This window comes from Paracoccaceae bacterium, assembly GCA_012103375.1.
Lineage (GTDB): Bacteria > Pseudomonadota > Alphaproteobacteria > Rhodobacterales > Rhodobacteraceae > WLWX01.
Genome location: WLWX01000001.1, coordinates 1,579,360 through 1,597,247 on the forward strand (window position 1 = coordinate 1,579,360; position 17,888 = coordinate 1,597,247).

20 protein-coding genes, 1 tRNA gene and 1 pseudogene are annotated in these 17,888 nt (G+C 61.9%); 5 read left to right on the forward strand and 17 right to left on the reverse strand.

Translation table 11 applies throughout. The features are described from left to right. Nucleotides 1–11 precede the first annotated feature (11 nt). The 10 genes and pseudogenes from GKR99_08050 to GKR99_08095 form a co-directional block, all read right to left on the reverse strand. Nucleotides 12–1,250 (reverse strand): aspartate kinase, encoded by a 1,239-nt coding sequence (locus GKR99_08050; GenBank protein NKB27499.1) that lies wholly within the window; start codon nt 1,248–1,250, stop codon nt 12–14. 112 nt (nt 1,251–1,362) lie between these two features. Next, nucleotides 1,363–2,010, reverse strand: a complete 648-nt coding sequence (locus GKR99_08055; GenBank protein ID NKB27500.1) for an SDR family NAD(P)-dependent oxidoreductase — start codon at nt 2,008–2,010, stop codon at nt 1,363–1,365. Next, complete coding sequence (locus GKR99_08060) at nt 2,010–2,447, reverse strand: DUF1178 family protein (protein NKB27501.1); 438 nt, start codon at nt 2,445–2,447, stop codon at nt 2,010–2,012. The genes GKR99_08055 and GKR99_08060 overlap by 1 nt, the downstream gene beginning before the upstream one ends. Before the next feature lie 65 nt (nt 2,448–2,512). Further along, nucleotides 2,513–2,989 (reverse strand): NUDIX domain-containing protein, encoded by a 477-nt coding sequence (locus GKR99_08065; protein NKB27502.1) that lies wholly within the window; start codon nt 2,987–2,989, stop codon nt 2,513–2,515. A gap of 88 nt (nt 2,990–3,077) precedes the next feature. Next, nucleotides 3,078–4,334, reverse strand: a complete 1,257-nt coding sequence (locus GKR99_08070) for a 3-deoxy-D-manno-octulosonic acid transferase (protein NKB27503.1) — start codon at nt 4,332–4,334, stop codon at nt 3,078–3,080. Beyond that, a complete protein-coding gene (gene kdsA, locus GKR99_08075; protein ID NKB27504.1) occupies nt 4,335–5,159 on the reverse strand; it encodes a 3-deoxy-8-phosphooctulonate synthase in 825 nt (274 codons plus the stop codon). After that, on the reverse strand, nt 5,156–5,926 hold the full coding sequence (gene kdsB, locus GKR99_08080) for a 3-deoxy-manno-octulosonate cytidylyltransferase (protein ID NKB27505.1): 771 nt from the start codon (nt 5,924–5,926) through the stop codon (nt 5,156–5,158). The genes kdsA and kdsB overlap by 4 nt, the downstream gene beginning before the upstream one ends. Then, nucleotides 5,923–6,906: a KpsF/GutQ family sugar-phosphate isomerase gene (locus GKR99_08085; GenBank protein NKB27506.1), complete on the reverse strand. Its 984-nt coding sequence runs from the start codon at nt 6,904–6,906 to the stop codon at nt 5,923–5,925. Before GKR99_08085 ends, kdsB begins: the two co-directional genes overlap by 4 nt. Nucleotides 6,907–7,011: 105 nt before the next feature. After that, nucleotides 7,012–7,317 (reverse strand): hypothetical protein, encoded by a 306-nt coding sequence (locus tag GKR99_08090; protein ID NKB27507.1) that lies wholly within the window; start codon nt 7,315–7,317, stop codon nt 7,012–7,014. Nucleotides 7,318–7,641: 324 nt separating this feature from the next. Continuing rightward, nucleotides 7,642–8,599 (reverse strand): annotated as a pseudogene (locus GKR99_08095) (IS630 family transposase). 108 nt (nt 8,600–8,707) lie between these two features. On the opposite strand from GKR99_08095, the gene GKR99_08100 reads away from it, so the two are divergent. Then, a complete protein-coding gene (locus GKR99_08100) occupies nt 8,708–9,670 on the forward strand; it encodes an ornithine cyclodeaminase family protein (GenBank protein NKB27508.1) in 963 nt (320 codons plus the stop codon). Nucleotides 9,671–10,010: 340 nt separating this feature from the next. On the opposite strand, the gene GKR99_08105 is transcribed toward GKR99_08100, so the two are convergent. The 7 genes from GKR99_08105 to fabI form a co-directional block, all read right to left on the reverse strand. Next, the gene (locus GKR99_08105; GenBank protein ID NKB27509.1) at nt 10,011–11,138 is read right to left on the reverse strand and encodes a carboxylate-amine ligase; all 1,128 of its coding nucleotides are present in this window, start codon (nt 11,136–11,138) and stop codon (nt 10,011–10,013) included. 74 nt (nt 11,139–11,212) lie between these two features. Further along, nucleotides 11,213–11,518 carry a copper-binding protein gene (locus GKR99_08110; GenBank protein NKB27510.1) on the reverse strand — a complete coding sequence of 102 codons (306 nt, stop codon included), beginning with the start codon at nt 11,516–11,518 and terminating at the stop codon, nt 11,213–11,215. 116 nt (nt 11,519–11,634) lie between these two features. Continuing rightward, nucleotides 11,635–11,931, reverse strand: a complete 297-nt coding sequence (locus GKR99_08115) for a copper-binding protein (GenBank protein NKB27511.1) — start codon at nt 11,929–11,931, stop codon at nt 11,635–11,637. A 101-nt stretch (nt 11,932–12,032) separates the two neighbouring features. Then, nucleotides 12,033–12,494, reverse strand: a complete 462-nt coding sequence (locus GKR99_08120) for a hypothetical protein (GenBank protein NKB27512.1) — start codon at nt 12,492–12,494, stop codon at nt 12,033–12,035. 199 nt (nt 12,495–12,693) lie between these two features. Next, a complete protein-coding gene (gene mmsA, locus GKR99_08125; GenBank protein NKB27513.1) occupies nt 12,694–14,193 on the reverse strand; it encodes a CoA-acylating methylmalonate-semialdehyde dehydrogenase in 1,500 nt (499 codons plus the stop codon). 138 nt (nt 14,194–14,331) lie between these two features. Then, complete coding sequence (locus GKR99_08130) at nt 14,332–14,724, reverse strand: xanthine phosphoribosyltransferase (GenBank protein NKB27514.1); 393 nt, start codon at nt 14,722–14,724, stop codon at nt 14,332–14,334. Nucleotides 14,725–14,729: 5 nt separating this feature from the next. After that, nucleotides 14,730–15,560, reverse strand: coding sequence for an enoyl-ACP reductase FabI (fabI, locus tag GKR99_08135; GenBank protein ID NKB27515.1), 831 nt, complete (start codon nt 15,558–15,560; stop codon nt 14,730–14,732). Nucleotides 15,561–15,650: 90 nt separating this feature from the next. Between fabI and pdxH the strand changes: the two genes are divergently transcribed. The 4 genes from pdxH (at nt 15,651) to GKR99_08155 (ending at nt 17,568) form a co-directional block, all read left to right on the forward strand. Then, the gene (gene pdxH, locus GKR99_08140) at nt 15,651–16,256 is read left to right on the forward strand and encodes a pyridoxamine 5'-phosphate oxidase (protein ID NKB27516.1); all 606 of its coding nucleotides are present in this window, start codon (nt 15,651–15,653) and stop codon (nt 16,254–16,256) included. 130 nt (nt 16,257–16,386) lie between these two features. Then, nucleotides 16,387–16,914, forward strand: a complete 528-nt coding sequence (locus tag GKR99_08145) for a cold shock domain-containing protein (protein NKB27517.1) — start codon at nt 16,387–16,389, stop codon at nt 16,912–16,914. Continuing rightward, the gene (locus GKR99_08150) at nt 16,911–17,432 is read left to right on the forward strand and encodes a DUF192 domain-containing protein (protein NKB27518.1); all 522 of its coding nucleotides are present in this window, start codon (nt 16,911–16,913) and stop codon (nt 17,430–17,432) included. The genes GKR99_08145 and GKR99_08150 overlap by 4 nt, the downstream gene beginning before the upstream one ends. A gap of 59 nt (nt 17,433–17,491) precedes the next feature. Further along, nucleotides 17,492–17,568 (forward strand) — tRNA-Pro (locus GKR99_08155). The last annotated feature ends 320 nt before the right edge of the window (nt 17,569–17,888 follow it).

A 17,888-nucleotide genomic window follows, 5' to 3' on the forward strand; every position in this document is an offset into this window, starting at 1 on the left:
CGTGGCGGGGTTCAGGCCGCCCGTTCCAGTTCGAACGCATCATGCAGTGCCTGCACGGCGAGTTCCATGTATTTCCGGTCGATCAGCACGCTGACTTTGATCTCGGACGTGGTGATGACCTTGATGTTGACGCCTTCGTCGGACAGCGACTTGAACATCTTGGCGGCGACGCCGGCGTGGCTGCGCATGCCGATACCGACGATCGAGACTTTGGCGACGCCCTCATCCGCGACCAGATCGTGGAAATTGATCTCACCCGCGTCCTTGGCGGCGTTCATCGCCGCCTCGGCGCGCGCAACTTCGTCCACCGGGCACGAGAAGGTCATATCTGTGCGCCCTTCTTCGCTGATGTTCTGCACGATCATATCGACGTTCACGCCCGCTTCGGACAGTGGCCCGAAGATCGCCGCCGCGATGCCGGGGCGGTCGGCGACCGAGATCAGCGTGACCTTGGCTTCATCCCGTGAATAGGCCACTCCGGCCACGACATTACTTTCCACGATATCCTCCTCGCTGCAAACCAGCGTGCCTGCGTGTTCATCGTTGTCTTCAAAGCTCGATAAGACCCTCAGCTTCACCTTGTAACGCATTGCCAGTTCGACGCTTCTTGTCTGAAGCACCTTGGCCCCAAGGCTGGCGAGCTCCAGCATCTCCTCGAACGCGATCCGATCCAGCTTGCGCGCTTTCCTGACGATGCGCGGGTCGGTGGTATAGACCCCGTCAACATCCGTATAAATGTCGCAGCGTTCGGCCCCGAAGGCGGCGGCAAAGGCCACTGCAGTGGTGTCCGATCCGCCACGGCCCAGCGTGGTCACGCGGCCATCATCGCCGATGCCCTGAAAGCCTGCAACAACAGCCACTTTCATGCCGTCATTAAACTTCCCGTTCAGGTTTTCGGTCGGAATCTCTACAATCCGCGCCGCGCCATGGGCCGAGGTTGTCTTCAGCGGAACCTGCCAGCCCTGCCAGCTGCGCGCAGGCACGTCCATTTCCTGCAACGTCAGCGCCATCAGGCCCGCAGTCACCTGTTCGCCGCTGCTGACCACAGCGTCATATTCACGGGCATCAAACATCGGCGCGGTTTCCCGGACCCAGCCGACCAACTCATTGGTTTTGCCTGACATTGCGCTGACGATGACGATCACGTCATAGCCGTTCGCAACCTCACGCCCGACGCGTTTGGCCGCCCGGCGTATCCGGTCCAGCGTGGCCACCGAGGTACCACCGAATTTCATTACCAAAATGGGCATGGGTCTGCCTGTCTGAGGTTCGCGCACCTCTTAGGGTTCGCGCAGCGGAAGGGCAAGGGTGCGGCGATGTTGGTTCGCCATTGTGCGCGGGTCTGGCGTTGTGGTTATCGTTTCAGAGCGGGATCGCCTGACCGTCATAGGTTTCGAACACGCCGGTCGTATCCAGCGACAGTGCCTCAAAGCGCGCAATCAGGCCGTGCGCGGATGCCTCGATCGTCAGGTCCGCACCGCCGCCGCCCATATCTGTCTTTACCCAACCAGGATGATAGATCCCGACCGCGAGGCCGCGCGGCTTCAGATCGGACGCCAGATTGCGCCCCAGGTTCAGCGCCGCCGCCTTTGAGGCGCGATAGATATAGGATCCGCCGGGCGCGAGGGTCGAACTTCCCATTTTGCTGGAAATGATCGCGATCTTTCCGCCTGCGGCTGCAAGATTAGGCAGCAGCGTCTGGATGGTCAGGAACACGCCGGAGACGTTGGCGGCAAAGGTCTGTGCCCAAAGGTCCGCGCCAAAGCCGGTGTCCAGATCCGCGCCCTTGTCCAGGTAAACCCCCGCGTTGCACACCAGCAGGTCCAGCGGCGCACCGTCCAAATGGCTCGACAGCCCGGCGATCGAGGCCGGGTCCGTCACATCCAGCACGACGCCGCCTTCGGGGGCCGCACCGCGCGCCGTGCCGATGACACTCTGGCCAGCGGCCAGGTACCGGGCGCGCAATTCCGCGCCGATGCCACGGTTGGTGCCGGTAATCAGGATTGTCATCAATTGGTCTTTCTGGTTGGGACAAATGGCAGTGGCATGACCGGTACGCCGTCGTCATGCAGCGCCTTGGCATCGGCGAATTTCGCCTCTCCCCAGATTGACCGGTGCGGCGTGTCGCCGTCATGCATCGCGCGGGCCTCGGTCGCGAAACTGGTGCCGACATATTCGGATTCTGCTTCGACCTTTTCTTTCAGTTTGCCCAACTCAGCCTCGATCTTGGTATCGGGTTTGGACAGGTCGGTTTTTTCAACCGGCGCTGTGGCCTTATCGCGCCCGGCGCGCACCCGTGGCGCCATCAGCGCCTTTTCAACGTCGGGGTCGCCGCAGGTGGGGCAAGCCACATGGCCAGATTTTCGCAGCGCCTCATACCCTTCGGCATTGGCGAACCAACTTTGGAAATCGTGACCGTTTCCGCATTTCAGGCTGTAGTTGATCATGCGCGCGTGGGTTCCCGAGGTCAGTGGCCCAGATTTAGGCCCTGACGCGGAAAACGCAAGGTGGATCAGGCCGCCAGGCGGGCCGGATCGAAGGTCAGCAGGATGCGTTGCAATTCGGGTTCGTGGATCTGCGCCGCCGCTTTTTTGAGCGAGAACCACTTGCGTTTGCGCGCCTCAACCTCGGGCCAGTTGCTGCGGGTCTTCTTGACCTTCAGCGGAAAGACGGCGACTGCGCAGGGCAGGTCGTCATCGTCTTCCATATTCTTGGTGTAGGTGAACACGCCAAGACAGGTGTCCTTGATCTTGCCTTCGGCGCCGGCCTCTTCCCAGGCTTCCTGCTCAGCAGCCTCGGTCGGGGTCAGCCCGTCCATCGGCCAGCCCTTGGGGATCACCCAGCGCCCGGTCCGGCGCGAGGTGACAAGCAGCACCTGCACATCATCACGCCGCTTGCGCCAGCACAGCGCGGCGAATTGCGTGCGGACATCCCGCTTGCCGGCCGCCGACAGGCGAATGGGGCGGGGTTTTATCTTTTCGACATTCATTTTCTTGCGGGGCTTCACGGCTCGACGTTAAGGTTGGCGTTCTTCTTGTTGTTTTCGAACATTAACATCGCCTTGCCGGAAATGGAAGTCACCTGACGTAAGGCGCGATCAGGCCCGAGATTTCGCGTGATGTGCGCCCTTCGTTGCCGGTGAACAGGGCGCCTTCGGCGGCGTTGGCCAATGTGCGGATCGTTGCTGGTTTCGCCAGCGTTTGAAACGCCCGGGCAAGTTCATCTGCATTGGTGACCGGCAGGGCCGCATTGGCGCGGGTCAGGGCGGCGAAGGCATCCTGCTGGTTGCTGACATGCGGCCCGTGGGCGATGGCGCTGCCCTCCAACGCGGGTTCATAGGGCGTATGGCCGCCGTGATCGACAAGTGTTCCGCCGACGAATGTCACCCCGGACAGGCGATACCAGGCGGTCATTTCGCCCATGCTATCAGCAAGATAGATCGGCGTCAGCGGGCCGGGCAAATCGCCGGTGGAACGCCGGGTGAAGGCGATCCCGCTGCTTTCGATCAGTTCGGCAACCTCCTCCGCGCGGTGTGTGTGGCGGGGGGCCAGGATCAGGCGCAGCCCTGGCAAGCGGGTTCGGGCGCGGGCGAAAGCGGTCAGGACGACCTCCTCCTCGCCCGGATGAGTCGAGGCGGCAAAGACAGTACGATCACGTTTGAAGATTTCGGAAAGCGTTGTAAAATCAGATGGTAATGGAGCAGGGCGAACTGAGGACTTCAGGTTTTCCACGGTTCCGATCCGGTCCGGGTCCACGCCCAGATCGATGAACCGCAGGCCAGACTGCGCGTCCTGAGGGTACACCCGGTCAAGCGCGGCAAACACCCGCCGCGCCAGCCCCGGCGCACGGCGCTTCCAGCCTGCGTGGCTGCGTTCCGACAGGCGCGCGCCGACGAACCAGCAGGGGATGCCCGCCGCGCGGCAGGTCAGGATGCGGTTCGGCCAAGCCTCATTTTCTACGGTGATATGGGCGATGGGTTGCCAGCGGCGCAGGATGGCGCGGATCGCCGGGGCGATGTCATAGGGGGCCAGGCGGACGGATGTGCGGTTGATGTTCCAACCTCGCGCAAGGTCGTAACCCGTTGGTGTATGGGCGGTAATCAGAATGTGCAGGGCAGGGTGATCGGACAGAAGTTGCTCGATCAGGGCGCGGGCCGAGGTCAGCTCGCCGTTGCTGGCACCGTGCAGCCAGAGCACCGGGCCGGAGGCTTCCGCGCGGCTGCGGCCAAAGCGCTGGCCAAGTGCGCCGGGGCGTCGATAGCGGGGGTGGAACAGGGTTTTGGCGATCAGAAACGGCGCCCAAAGCAAGGCGGCGATGCGATAAAGCGTCAGCACCTAACGGGCGGCGGCTTCGATGGCGCGCAGGGTCTTCAGCAGCGCGCCAAGGTCATCGACGCGCAGCATATTCGGCCCATCCGACGGTGCATTGTCGGGGTCTTCATGGGTTTCGATGAATAACGCCGCACAGCCAACCGCAACAGCGGCCCGCGCCAGCGGTGGCACCATGGTGCGATCCCCGCCCGACGACAGGCCCTTGGCCCCGGGTTGGGCCACCGAATGGGTTGCATCAAACACCACCGGCCAGCCTGTTTCCGCCATCTGAGGCAATGCACGAAAGTCGCTGACCAAAGTGTTGTAACCAAACGATGTTCCGCGCTCTGTCAGCAAGATCTTCCGGTTCCCGGTCGAGGCGACCTTCTGCGCCGTGTTGCCCATATCCCAGGGGGCCATGAACTGACCCTTCTTGATGTTCACCGCGGCCCCGGATTCGCCCGCCGCGACCAGCAGATCGGTCTGGCGGCACAGGAAGGCAGGGATCTGCAAGACATCGACATGCTGCGCGGCCAGCGCGCAGTGTTCAGGCGCGTGCACATCCGTCAGCACCGGGCAGCCGAAGCGCTGTTTGACCTCGGCCAGAATCTCCAGCCCAGCCTCGATCCCGACCCCGCGTTTGGTGGTGATCGACGACCGGTTGGCCTTGTCGTAAGAGGATTTGAAGATCACCGGCACATTTGCAGCGCTGGCAGCTTCCAACACCCGCTCGGCCATCATCATCGCGTGATCGCGGCTTTCCAGCTGGCAGGGGCCGGCGATCAGCGCGAAGGGCAGATCGCGCGAAATCGCAACTTCGCCAATCTTTACAGTTACCTGGTCGGTCATAACACAGCCTCGATCCGTTCGATATCGACGGGATTGTTCAATTCCCAGAACACACGGCCGCGCGCCTCGACCTTCACGCAGAGCACCGGTTCGCCCTGTTCGAGGAAACGGAGCTGTTCCAGCCCTTCGGTCTTTTCCAGCGCGCCCTCGGGCCAGCCGGAATAGCGTTCCAGCGCATCCGGGCGATAGGCATAAAGGCCGACGTGATGATAAACCGGAACATCAGGATCGCCCGCGAAGGGCAGGACTTCCTTCGAGAAATATAGCCCCCGCATGTCCGCGCCGAAGACCGCAGTCGTCCCACCAACCCGGTCGGCCTTGCGATCATCGCGCAGATTCTTCTGCGCGTCGGGATCGGTCAGCAGAACCGGGGTCGCCATGCCGAATTCTGCCGGGGCAGCGTCCAGCGCGTCGGCGACGTCGGTCACAAACCACGGCGGGGTCAAGGGCGCATCGCCTTGCAGATTTACCACAATGTCCGGGCGTTCAGGCAGCATCGCCAGTGCCTCGGCACAGCGTTCCGTACCATTGCGGCAGGCGCTGGAGGTCATCAGGACCTGCCCGCCAAAGGCGCGCACAGCATCGGCGATCCGGTCGTCATCGGTGGCCACCCAGACCGCCTCGGCAGGGGCGGCGGCGCAGCCAGCCTCCCAAGCGCGCTGAACCAGGGATTTCGAAACGCCATCGGACCCGCGCAGTTCCACCAGCGGCTTGCCGGGGAAACGGCTGGACTCAAAGCGCGCCGGGATGATCACCGCGCGGGTCATCCGCCGATCCCCAGCCGCAGGCAGTCGTGAATATGCACCAGGCCCAGCAGATGCCCGGCGTCGTCTGCCACCAGAACCGAGGTAATCTTGCGGTCCGTCATCAGCACCATCACGTCATCGGCGGTGGTCGTCGGCGGGATCGTAATCGGGTTTTTCGAAGCGACGCCGTCCGCGCGATTGTCCCACAGGTTGTCGATCCGCCGCCGCATGTCGCCATCGGTGATGATCCCCAGAATGCGGTCATCGGCATCCGTCAGGATTGCAACGCTCAGCGATTTTTGTGAGATTTCGACCACGACTTCGGCCATTGGCGCATCGGGCGCAACACGCGGCAGGGCCGGACCTTTGTGCATGAAATCAGACACCTGCGTCAGCCGCGCGCCCAGTTTTCCACCGGGATGATAGCGGCGGAAATCTTCCGGGTGGGTGTTCAGCAACTGCGTCAGCCCGACAGCCAGCGCATCGCCGATCGCCATCGCCACAGTGGTCGAGGTTGTGGGGGCCAGGCCGATCAGGCAAACCTCTTTCACCGGGCCATAGGCAATCGCAACCTCTGCCGCGCGGCCCAGGGTGCTGTTGGCGTCCGCCGTCAGCGCGATCATCGGCAGATCGTGTTGGCGGCAGAAATGGATCATGTCCGAAAGCTCTCCGGTTTCGCCGGAATTCGACAGCAGCAGGACGGCAGAGTCGGGGCGGATGATGCCCATGTCGCCGTGGCTCGCCTCGCCCGCGTGGACATAGACGGCCGGACGCCCGATCGAGGAAAAGGTCGAGGCGATCTTGCGCGCCACATGTCCGGATTTCCCGACACCGGCGACAACAATTGGCCCCGTCACCCGTTGCATGACCGCAAGTGCGGCGGCCAGATCATCGGCAACCCGGTCGGCGACATCGCGCAGGGTGTCCGCCTCGGACAGCATCGCGGTTCGGCACAGGGTGGCCAGATCTTCGTCGGATTGAATTTTCGGGGCCAGCGCCATCGGTCACTCCGCAGGGTGTTGCGCGCGGATGTAGACGTTGCGGGGGCGCGGGGCAACCGCCGGGTTACCCCCCGGCGGCAGCTTTTGCACGTAATCGCGCGAGGTTTAGCTGACGCGCACCATTTTCAGGCCCAGCTTGTCATAGTCGATGCCGTAGAACCCGTTCGCGCCGGTTTCGACCGCGTCGGGGTGGCTGCGCAGAACCTCTTGCGCCATCACGCCTTGCCAAACCTCGGACTGGCCATGGTAACGCCATGTGTAAAGGTTCAGCCCGTTGGTGGCCGTGCCGACCGGCGTGATGTCGGTTTTCAGGCGCGCATCGCTGACCTTTTTCTTCGACGGACCACCCTGGGTGATGGTCGACAGGCTGTCGCGGCGCAGGATGGCCGGTTTTTCATAGGGTTTTTTCATGGGGTACTGCTCCTGTTATGCACCAGTTATTGCGGGCCATTGTCGGGCCCGGTTTGCAAGCTTTCGGGTGCGCCGTTGCCTTGCTATCTGTCACCCGAGCTTTTGGTTTGGGTAATGGCCGACAGGCTGTCGCGGCGAGCTACTGCGGGTTTTGCATAAGGCTTTTTCACGGGTGCGTCCTTTGTCAGTTTGCCAAAAGGTTAACGCCGCGGCAGAAAATGTCGAGGGTTTCCTTAACGCTTCATGGATTTGGCAATATTCCGGCGGGTTTTGCGCCCTTTGGTGGTGTTTTGGCGGCTGTTGCGCCGCTAAAGCGTTTCGACATTAACCTGAGACATATCCGGCGGCCTTAAAGTAGTTCCAGCATTCTACTGGGTCGTAGAGATCGCAGATTGCTCCGATTGCTTCGAAGACCTGGGTAAAGGACCTGACCCCGATCCGTCGCAAATGGGCTTTCAGTTTAGAGAAGGCCTGCTCGATGGGATTCAGGTCGGGCGAGTACGGTGGCAGGTAAAGGAACCAGCAGCCGTGATTGCGTAAAGCCTGCGTCGCCTCCTTATTCCGGTGGGTTGCCAGGTTGTCGAGAATGACGACAGTGCCGGGGTTGATCTCGGGGACCAGCACTTCGCGGATGTAGGCCGCGAAGGCGGGGCCATCTATCGCTCCCTTGATGACCCAAGGTGCGATCAGCGCGCCTTGGGTCAGGCCCGCGATCAAGGTTTGGGTTCCCCAGCTTCCGAAGAGCGCATCCATCGTCAGGCGCTTACCGCGCTTGGCTCTGCCGCGTAGGCGCGTGAGGTTTGTCTTCACTGCGGTTTCGTCAATAAAGACAACGCGCTCAGGAAAGGTCGCAATGGCTGGCGAGCGGTATCTGAACCAGTCGGCCCGTTGCTGCCTTACCTTGGCGCGGCGGCGCTCGGTTGCGACCAGCGACTTTTTTGTACGTGAAGCCGAGCCGGGACAGAAGGTTGGCGATGGAGGAGTGATGCACCCGCACACCCTCTGCATCGGCCAGCGCATTACGCAACTCAAAGAGCGTGATGTCAGGGTCTTGTGCGATCAACTCCTCAAAGAATTCCCGATGCGGAGCCAGCTTTCCCTTGCCGCGCGGCGGTCCCTGCCGGGCAGGTTCCGCATGACCCTTCATCCTCACCTGACGCGCCCACCACGCGCCTGTGGCAGGCGACAGCTTCAACCGCAACGCCGCCGCGCGCCCGCTCAACCCTTCTTCAATGTATCTCTGAAACCGTATCCGAAGCGCAGATGGCAAAGGTGCTGACATGATCCATCCTCCCAAACAGGATGAATCACAGATCAGGTCTCAAGGGAATCCCTCGCGATTCAGGTTCAAGCCGAAACGCTTTAGGGTGGGTGCAAACAGGGGGGCATCATGTCTGCGGCAATACCGGCGCTGTATCTGAGTGAGCAGGATCTGGCAGGTCTGGGGATCAGCCCTGGCGATGTGGCCGACTGTATCGAGGGTGCGCTTGGTGATCAGGCCGCGGGGCGGTTGTGGACAGTGCCAAAGTCGGCGTTGATGCCCGGTGACGGGCGCTATTTGATGACCACATTGTCGGTGGGCGACGGGCCGGGGCTGACGGTTGTGAAGGTTGCCATGGTCAGCCCGCGCAACCCGGCGCGCGGGCTGCCGGGGATCGAATCGTCGATATTGCTGCTGGATGCGGAAACCGGCGAGATGCGGGCGACGATGGGTGGCAAATGGATCACCCAGGTACGCACCGCGGGCCTCTGCGCGGTGATGGCGCGGCGTCTGGCCAATCCTGACGCGCACGAGATTGCATTCATCGGCTGCGGCGCACAGGCGCGCAGCCATCTCGAGGCGTTCGGAGCGATGTTCCCGCTGGCCCGCGCGCGGCTGGTCGGGCGGGGGCAGGCGAATATTGACCGGCTGGTCGCGGCCTGCACGGCGCGGGGTCTCGACGCAGAGGTCTGTACCCCGCGTGAGGCGATAGAGGGCGCGGACCTTGTGGTGACGTCGATCACGCTGGACCACGGGGTGGCGCCGTTTCTGGATGCGCGCTGGCTGAAACCGGGCGGCTTTGCGGCGATCACTGACCTGGGCATCCCATGGGTGGATGCAGGCATGACAGCGCTGGATGCGGCCTTTGTGGATGACCGCGCGCAAGAGGCGGAGAGCGGCACGCCGATGATTGATCCCGCGCTGATTTGCGGCGACCTGGCGGAGGTCGTGACCGGGGCGGTTCCAGCGGCCTTTGATCCCGGCAAACGGCAGGCGTTTTTGTTCCGCGGCGTGGCAATCGGCGATTTCGCGGTGGCGGCCCTTGCCTATGACCGGGCGGTTGGGGCCGGTGTGGGGCAGCGGCTGGGCTAGGGCATCGTCCATTTTGATCTGCACTGATGCCTGAAATCAAACGCCCGCCGTTAGCAGGGCGCGCGCCGGACCGGCGGGCATGCGCAGCAACGGGGATAGGCATGATTTATTGCGCCGTGTTAGCCGTCAACTATCCCGGATGTGCCCACCTTGAACCGAGGCCAGACTGGTGGGGCCGGTCCGGCGTGCGCGCCTCGCGCCTGCGGCGCGCACCGGGCGCAGGTGATTCCGGTGGCGATTAAGGTATTTGGAATGGCGTTTTCAGACCGCGCCGGTGGTGCCTTTGGTGGATTTCGCGGGGTGGCGCGTGCACTTGGTGTCATCTTGCACTCCGCCGTTATCACAGACCGGCAGAAAACTCCGCTACCATGCTTTCGACGACGGATCGAAGGGCTTCCTCCTCGGTCGCGCCTGCGTCGCGGGCGGCTTTGAATACGGCACGCTGGCGGTCTGAACTGGCCCCGACTGAAACGATCTTGCGCAGATGCGCAATTTCCGGGGCGCTGACCAATGCGCTTGCATCCTCGGACGTGAGGTCGATCAATTCCTCGACCGCTTCGGCAATTGGCATCAGGGCGCGGCGACCCAGATCCAGCAGCGTCCCGCCCGTGCCATAGCGTTGCGCCCGCCAACGGTTTTCGCCCACCAGAAAGCGGTCATAAATCCGCCAGCGCTGGTTGCGTGTCTTCAGTCGCCACAGCATCCGCATCAGTGCCTGAATTGCCGCCGCCAATGCCAGCGTATCTTCCATCCGGGGCATGACATCGCAAATCCGCGCTTCAAGCGTCGGGAAGCGCGATGAAGGCCGCAAATCCCACCAGATCTTCGAGGCATCCTCGATTATGCCAGTGTCGATCAGCACATCGACTGAGCGCTGATATTCACTCCAGTCCGTGAATTTCGGGGGCAGGCCGGATCGCGGCATGTTGTCAAACACGCAGAGGCGGTAACTGGCCAGCCCGGTGTCCACGCCTTCCCAGAACGGAGAAGATCCCGACAGTGCCAGCAGATGGGGCAGGAAATAGGCGAACTGGTTCATCAGGTCGATGCGCAGATCGTCGTCGCCGATGCCAACGTGGACGTGGCAGCCGCAGGTCACCATCCGGCGGGCCACATGGCCCATGGCGTCGGCCAGATCGGTGTAGCGATCACCGTCGCTTTGGCCGATCTGCTTCCAGTCGGCGAAGGGATGGCAGGACGTCGCAATCGGCGTCAGCCCGTGGCCATTGGCAATGTCGCGAATGCAGCTGCGCAATTCGATCAGTTCGGCGCGTGCATCGCCGATTGTCGGGCAGATGCCGGTTCCAACCTCGATCTGGCAGGTCTTGAACTCGGGGCTGACCCGTCCGCCCAGCTTGGCCTTGCAGGCATCCAGCATGCCGGGCGGAACATTGGCGGGTTCATAGGTCTTCAGATCGACGAGGATGTATTCCTCTTCAATCCCAAGCGTGAAGGCAGGGTCGTCCATGCAGGATCCAGTCGTCTGGCGGGCGTTGCCCCCCACCAGACAGGATTGCAGGGCGGTCTGTCAAACCGGGCGTGTCAGCCGGCCTTGATCAGGCCCTTCATGTTGGGATGCACCTGGCAGAAGAACGGATGGTCGCCTGCGGTTGAAATCACGACTTCTTCCGACTGGCCCTTGCTCAGGCGGGCGGTGCTCCAGCTTTTGTCTTCGGCGGTGCCGGTGTGGGGGGCGCCGTCATTGTTTGTGAAAACAACGGTATCGCCGACGGCGACACTCAACTCGGCCGGATTGAATTTGAAGCCTTCGATGGAAATCTGATGCGTGGCGGCCAGTGCGGCGCCGGGAATGGAGGCGGCAATCGGTGCGGCGGCAAGACCAGAAATGGCGGTACGGCGGGTAATTTTGGTCACAACTTGAACTCCTTGACTGTGATGGTGTCACGTTGACGTGACCCTGCGGAAAGCGCAACTGAACCTATGGTGTGGTTTGTTACAATGCGTCAGTTGGCCCAGATGACCCCCTTCATGGCCGGATGCGGGCGGCAGTAATAGGAATGATCCCCGGCCGAGGATATGACGATCTTGGCCGACTTGCCCCGGCCAAGCTGTGCGGTATCCCAGCGCTTGATAATGGCTGTCGCGGTGTGCGGAGTGGAATCCATATTGGTAAAGACCACCCGGTCGCCGACCGAGACATGCAGTTCGGCGGGGTGATACTTGAACCCTTTTATAATCACGCGATGCGTCGCCGCCTGTGCGGGGGCGGCGATCAGCGTGGCCAATGGTGCAGCAGTCATGCCGGCGAGGGCGGTGCGGCGGGTGATTTTTGACACGATCTGGTCTCCTCATTCGTGGTTAGTCTTGGTGCGCCGATCTGGGCGCAAACTGGTCGAAAGGCTCAACCAGTTGAAGCCGCGGGGGCAAAACTGACGATTGCGGCACCTGCGATGGCCATGACGATGCCCAGCAGTTTGAGCATTGTGATGGGCTGAACCGGCACGCCCAGCAAGCCGAACTGATTGATCAGCGCACCAAACAGGATCTGCCCGGCAACCAGAAGGACGAAGAACGCGCCGGTTCCGATCTGCGGCACTAGATAAGACGATCCGACAATCATTACCGCACTCGCCACCCCCGACAGGAACAGCCACATCGGCAGCGACGGAATGCGCCCGAACGCCTCGGCCCCTTGCCCGGATGCCAGGGCGATCACCAGCGACGCGATCAGGGCGACCGCAAAGAACGGCACATTGCCCATCGTGGGTGACCCCAGCAGTTGCGACATACGGCTGATCATCGGCAGATAAAGAGAGATAATGGCCCCCATTGCGAGGGCCATGACAAAGTTTGCGGCGGACATGCGGACGCTCCTGAACGGTTGGTTGCGTCCGCAACTGTGCCGAAGCCTCACGCAAAATGAAAGCGTTGCGCTGTGATCCCCGCCAGTGAGGTATTGTGCTATTCATTTGCAACGATGCCCGAAATCAAACGCCCTGCGCCCGCGGCGCGCACCGGGCGCAGACCATTCTGATAGCGGTTCAGGTCGTCAGGGCGGCGCCTTAATCCATCGCTTTGAACGCGAACTCTCCACCCTCTTTCAGGCCGCTGGGCCAGCGGGCGGTGACGGTTTTTGTCCGAGTGTAGAACTTGAACGAATCCGGGCCGTGCTGGTTCAGGTCGCCGAACACGGATTTCTTCCAGCCGCCGAAGGTGTGATAGGCCAGCGGCACCGGGATCGGGACGTTGATGCCGACCATGCCGATGTTGATGCGGCTGGCAAAATCGCGGGCCGTGTCGCCGTCGCGGGTGAAGATTGCGGTGCCGTTGCCGTATTCGTGGTTCATGGCCAGATCTATCGCTTCCTGGTACGAGCCTGTGCGCACGGTCGACAGCACCGGGCCAAAAATCTCTTGCTGATAGATATCCATGTCGGGCGTCACGCGGTCGAACAGATGCGGGCCGACGAAGAAACCGTCTTCATAGCCCTGCAGGCTGAAGTTGCGATTGTCGACGACCAGTTCCGCGCCCTGCTCCACACCGGATTCGATCAGCCCCAGGATGCGTTCCTTGGCTTCGCGTGTCACGACAGGGCCCATGTCGACGTCGTTACCGGCGGTGTAGGGGCCGACCTTCAGCTTCTCGATCCGCGGGACCAGCTTTTCGATCAGCCGATCTGCGGTTTCGTCGCCCACCGGGACCGCAACCGAAACGGCCATGCAGCGTTCACCAGCGGCCCCAAAGCCCGCGCCGACCAGCGCATCGGCGGCCTGATCCATGTCAGCATCAGGCATGACGATCATGTGGTTCTTGGCACCGCCGAAACATTGCGCGCGTTTGCCGTTCGCGCAGGCGCGCGAGTAAATATACTGGGCAATCGGGGTCGAGCCGACAAAGCTGACGCCCTGGATGGTGTCATTGTCGAGGATCGCGTCGACCGCCTCCTTGTCGCCATTGACGACCTGGAATACGCCCGCCGGCAGGCCGGCCTCGACAAACAACTCGGCCAGCATCAGCGGGACCGAGGGGTCACGCTCGGACGGTTTCAGGACCACGGCGTTGCCGCAGGCCAGTGCCGGGCCGACATGCCACAGCGGCATCATCGCGGGGAAGTTGAACGGCATGATCGACCCGACGACACCCAGTGGCTGGCGCATCGAGTAGATGTCGATGCCCGGACCGGCGTTGTCGGTGTATTCACCCTTCAGCATCTGCGGTGCGCCGATGCAGTATTCGACGACCTCCAGGCCGCGCTGCAGATCGCCCTTTGCATCCGGAATGGTCTTGCCATGTTCCCGGCTGAGCGCTTCGGCGAGCCGTTCCATATCGCGGTTGATCAGGCGCACCATCTCCATCATCACGCGGGCGCGTTTCTGCGGGTTGGTTGCTGCCCAAACCGGCTGTGCGGCTGCGGCGGCGGCGATGGCGGCGTCCATTTCAGCCTGCGTCGCCAATGGCACTTTGGACTGAACCTCACCCGTTGCCGGGTTGAAGATGTCAGCAAAGCGACCGGACTTTCCCGCCACGTAGTTGCCACCGATGTAATGGGTGAGTTCAGCCATGAGTGCCCTCGTTTTGTTAGATGTTTGCCATGTCATAGTGCCGCCGCCGCTTGGATGAAAGGGGGCAGGGTGTCACCGACCCGCGACGCATTGGGGGGGGCAGGCGCAGGATCACGTCGCGCGCCGGGCGACGACCGGTCAGTCCGTCCCGCGATAGGGCGGGACGTATTGCATTGCCATGTCCCAGGGGAAGAAAATCCAGGTGTCCTGGCTGACCTCGGTTATAAAGGAGTCGACCTGCGAATTGCCCGCAGGCTTGGCATAGACGGTGGCAAAATGCGCCTTGGGGAACAGGTTGCGCACCACTTCCAGCGTTTTGCCCGAGTCGACCAGATCATCCACGATCAGAACGCCGGTGCCATCGCCCATCATCGCCGGGGCCATGCCGCCACGGGTGATCGCAACCACGGCTTTCCAGTCGCCGCCATCGGGCCCATGCCCGTCCAGCCGCCAGGCCAGCGCGCGCGCATCGCGATGTATTTGGTCCCAGCTGACGTGAAACCCTTTTTCGTGCGGCAGCCGGTCAGTCATTTGTGTCAGCCCTTCGAAAGCTCTTTGGTCATATCCGGCGCATCGGGGTTTTTCATACCGATCACATGATAGCCCGAATCGACGTGGTGAATCTCTCCCGTAACAGCGCTGGAGAGGTCGGAACAGAAATAGAGCGCGGATTTACCGACCTCGTCCTGGGTGACGTTGCGGCGCAGGGGCGAATTCAGCTCGTTCCACTTCAGGATATAGCGGAAATCGCCGATGCCAGAGGCCGCCAGCGTCTTGATTGTGCCCGCACTGATTGCGTTGACGCGAATATTGTCCTTGCCCAGATCCTCGGCCATGTAGCGCACGCTGGTTTCCAGCGCCGCCTTGGCGACGCCCATGACGTTGTAATGCGGCATGACACGTTCCGCGCCGAGGTAGGTGAGCGTCAGCAGCGACCCGCCGTTCGGCATCATCGCGGCGGCGCGCTGGCACACGGCGGTGAAGGAAAACACCGAAATATCCATGGTGGAGCGGAAATTTTCCGGGCTGGTGTCGACATAGCGGCCGCGAAGCTCATTCTTGTCGGAAAAGCCAATGGCGTGGACGACGAAATCCAGATCCCCCCAGCGGTTCTTGATTTCGGCGAACAGGGCGTCCAGCGAGGCGGGATCGCCCACGTCGCATTCCACCAGAAAATCACTGCCCAGTGACTCGGCCAGCGGGCGCACCCGTTTTTCCAGCGGCCCGCCCTGATGCGAGATACACAGCGACGCGCCAGCATCAGACAGCTGTTTGGCCACGCCCCACGCGATGGATTTGTCGTTGGCCAGTCCCATGATCAGGCCGCGTTTTCCGTCCATCAATCCGGCTGTTGGTCCCGTTGACATCCAGTGTCTCCTGGCTAGTTGTCGGTTCTTGGCGTTTAGGCCATTGACCAAAGGTCATCAAGGGGCGCGCCAACAACCGGAGGTAGATAAATGTCGGAACGCGATGGTATTTTTGCCGGTGACGACCCGTTTCAGCTGGTCCGAGACTGGTTGGCCGAGGCCGAAAAGACCGAGGCAAATGACCCGACGGCAATGGCCCTGTCCACGGTTGACGCCGACGGTCTGCCCAATGCGCGCATGGTTCTGCTGAAAGAGGTCGAGGATGACGGATTCGTTTTCTACACCAACTATGGCAGCGCCAAAGCGGTCGAGATCGACAGCGCTGGCAAGGCCGCTTTCGTGATGCACTGGAAATCGCTGCGCCGTCAGGTCCGTGTGCGCGGTTCGGTCGCACGTGTGGGCGGTGAACAGGCGGACGCCTATTACAACAGCCGTGCGCTGCAAAGTCGTCTGGGGGCCTGGGCCTCTGATCAATCGCAACCCTTGTCTTCACGCGCCGCCCTGATGGCAAAGGTCGCCATGATCACGGCGACCAAAGGAACCAGCCCGCCACGCCCGCCGTTCTGGGGCGGCTATCGGATCACCCCGGTCGAGATCGAGTTCTGGGCGGATGGCCAGTTCCGCCTGCACGACAGATTTCGCTGGCGGCGTACTTCCGCAACGGCACCCTGGGACATTCAGCGATTGCACCCCTGAATCCCGCTACTCCGGGCCTCAGATGCGACAAAATCCGTGAAATAACGACCCTTTCCCTTTGCAACATGCCGAAAACCTGTCAACACTCAGTCGGCGCAAACTGGGGAGCTTGCGTGGGGAAGTGCGGATGATGGACGAACAAGTTGCCGTGTCTCGGCGTGTAAATGGCCGGGTGAAGTGGTTCGATCCTGCAAAGGGATTCGGATTTATTCTGGCCGACGATGGCGGGTCAGACATCTTGCTGCATGCAAATGTTCTGCGAAATTATGGTCAAAGCTCGGTCGCGGATGCGGCATTGGTAGACGTCGATGTACAGGAAACGGCGCGCGGTCTGCAGGCCGTTCTGGTGCATCACATCGAACCGCCCACGGATGGCGATGCCGATCCGGATGAGCCGGCGCTGTTTGCCGAACCTGACCCCGGCACCCCGCTGGAACCCGCGCGGGTGAAATGGTTCGACAAGGCCAAGGGCTTTGGGTTTGCCAATATCTTTGGCCGCGACGAAGACGTTTTTTTGCATGTAGAGGTTCTGCGCCGGTCAGGCCTGGCCGATCTGCAACCCGGAGAGGCCGTTGCCCTACAAGTGACCGACGGTGAGCGTGGCCGCATGGCAACGCTGGTGACAAGCTGGGAGGCGGCGCATAAACAGGACGCATGATCGTCCTGCCCCGCGCCAACTGGCCCCGAATCTTCCACAGTGCCGTTTTATCTGGCCTGATCACAACGCTTTGCGCCCCGGCGTTTGCAGGGGCCTGCCGTGACGACCGAATAGAGCTGCGCGGCGGCTGGGGCACCGCAAGCTTCAGCATCGATGTCGCGGATGACCCTGATGAGCGGGCGCAGGGCCTGATGAACGTGCCAAAGATGGCCGCAAGCAAGGGCATGCTGTTCGTCTATGAATTTCCCCAGCGCGCGGCGTTCTGGATGCGCAACACGCTGATCCCGCTGGACATGATCGTTGCGGATGAAACCGGGACCGTGACGCGGGTGCACGCAAATGCCGTGCCGCTGGACGAGACACCGATTCCGGGCGGCGATGACGTGCTGCTGGTGCTCGAGGTTAACGGCGGCATGGCCGAAGCGATCGGCATCACCGAAGGCAGTCAGATCCGGCATCCCTCGCTTGATCCGCATCTTGCCGCATGGCCCTGTGATCCGGTTCCGGCAACTGATTAGTGGATTTGCCAAAACGAAGGCTTCCCCTTGGCGTCCAGTCTTTGTAAAGGGGGCGCAGTCGGGGCGTGGCGCAGCCTGGTAGCGCATCTGTTTTGGGAACAGAGGGTCGGAGGTTCGAATCCTCTCGCCCCGACCATCTAAAGACATAACCATAAGTGTGTTCCACTTGTTGCAGCCGGGGATTGCCGGATGCAACCTTTGGGTGTCTGGGCCTTGGGTGCCCCGGTTTTTGGGTGTCGGGGCCCGGTTTTTGGGTGTCGGGGAATGTGCAAGGATTTCCCGGTCAGCGATGGCGATGCGCAATTCGCCACCCCCGCGCGCCGATCCATCATTGTCTTCGACAGCGGCATTAGCGGGCCGGGCCGGTTCTGTTCATTTTGTTCAAATGATCGCGAATTTGCGCCACAAAACCCTGTGTGCTGCGGGCCCCGGATATACAATATCCGCCCAAAGGGC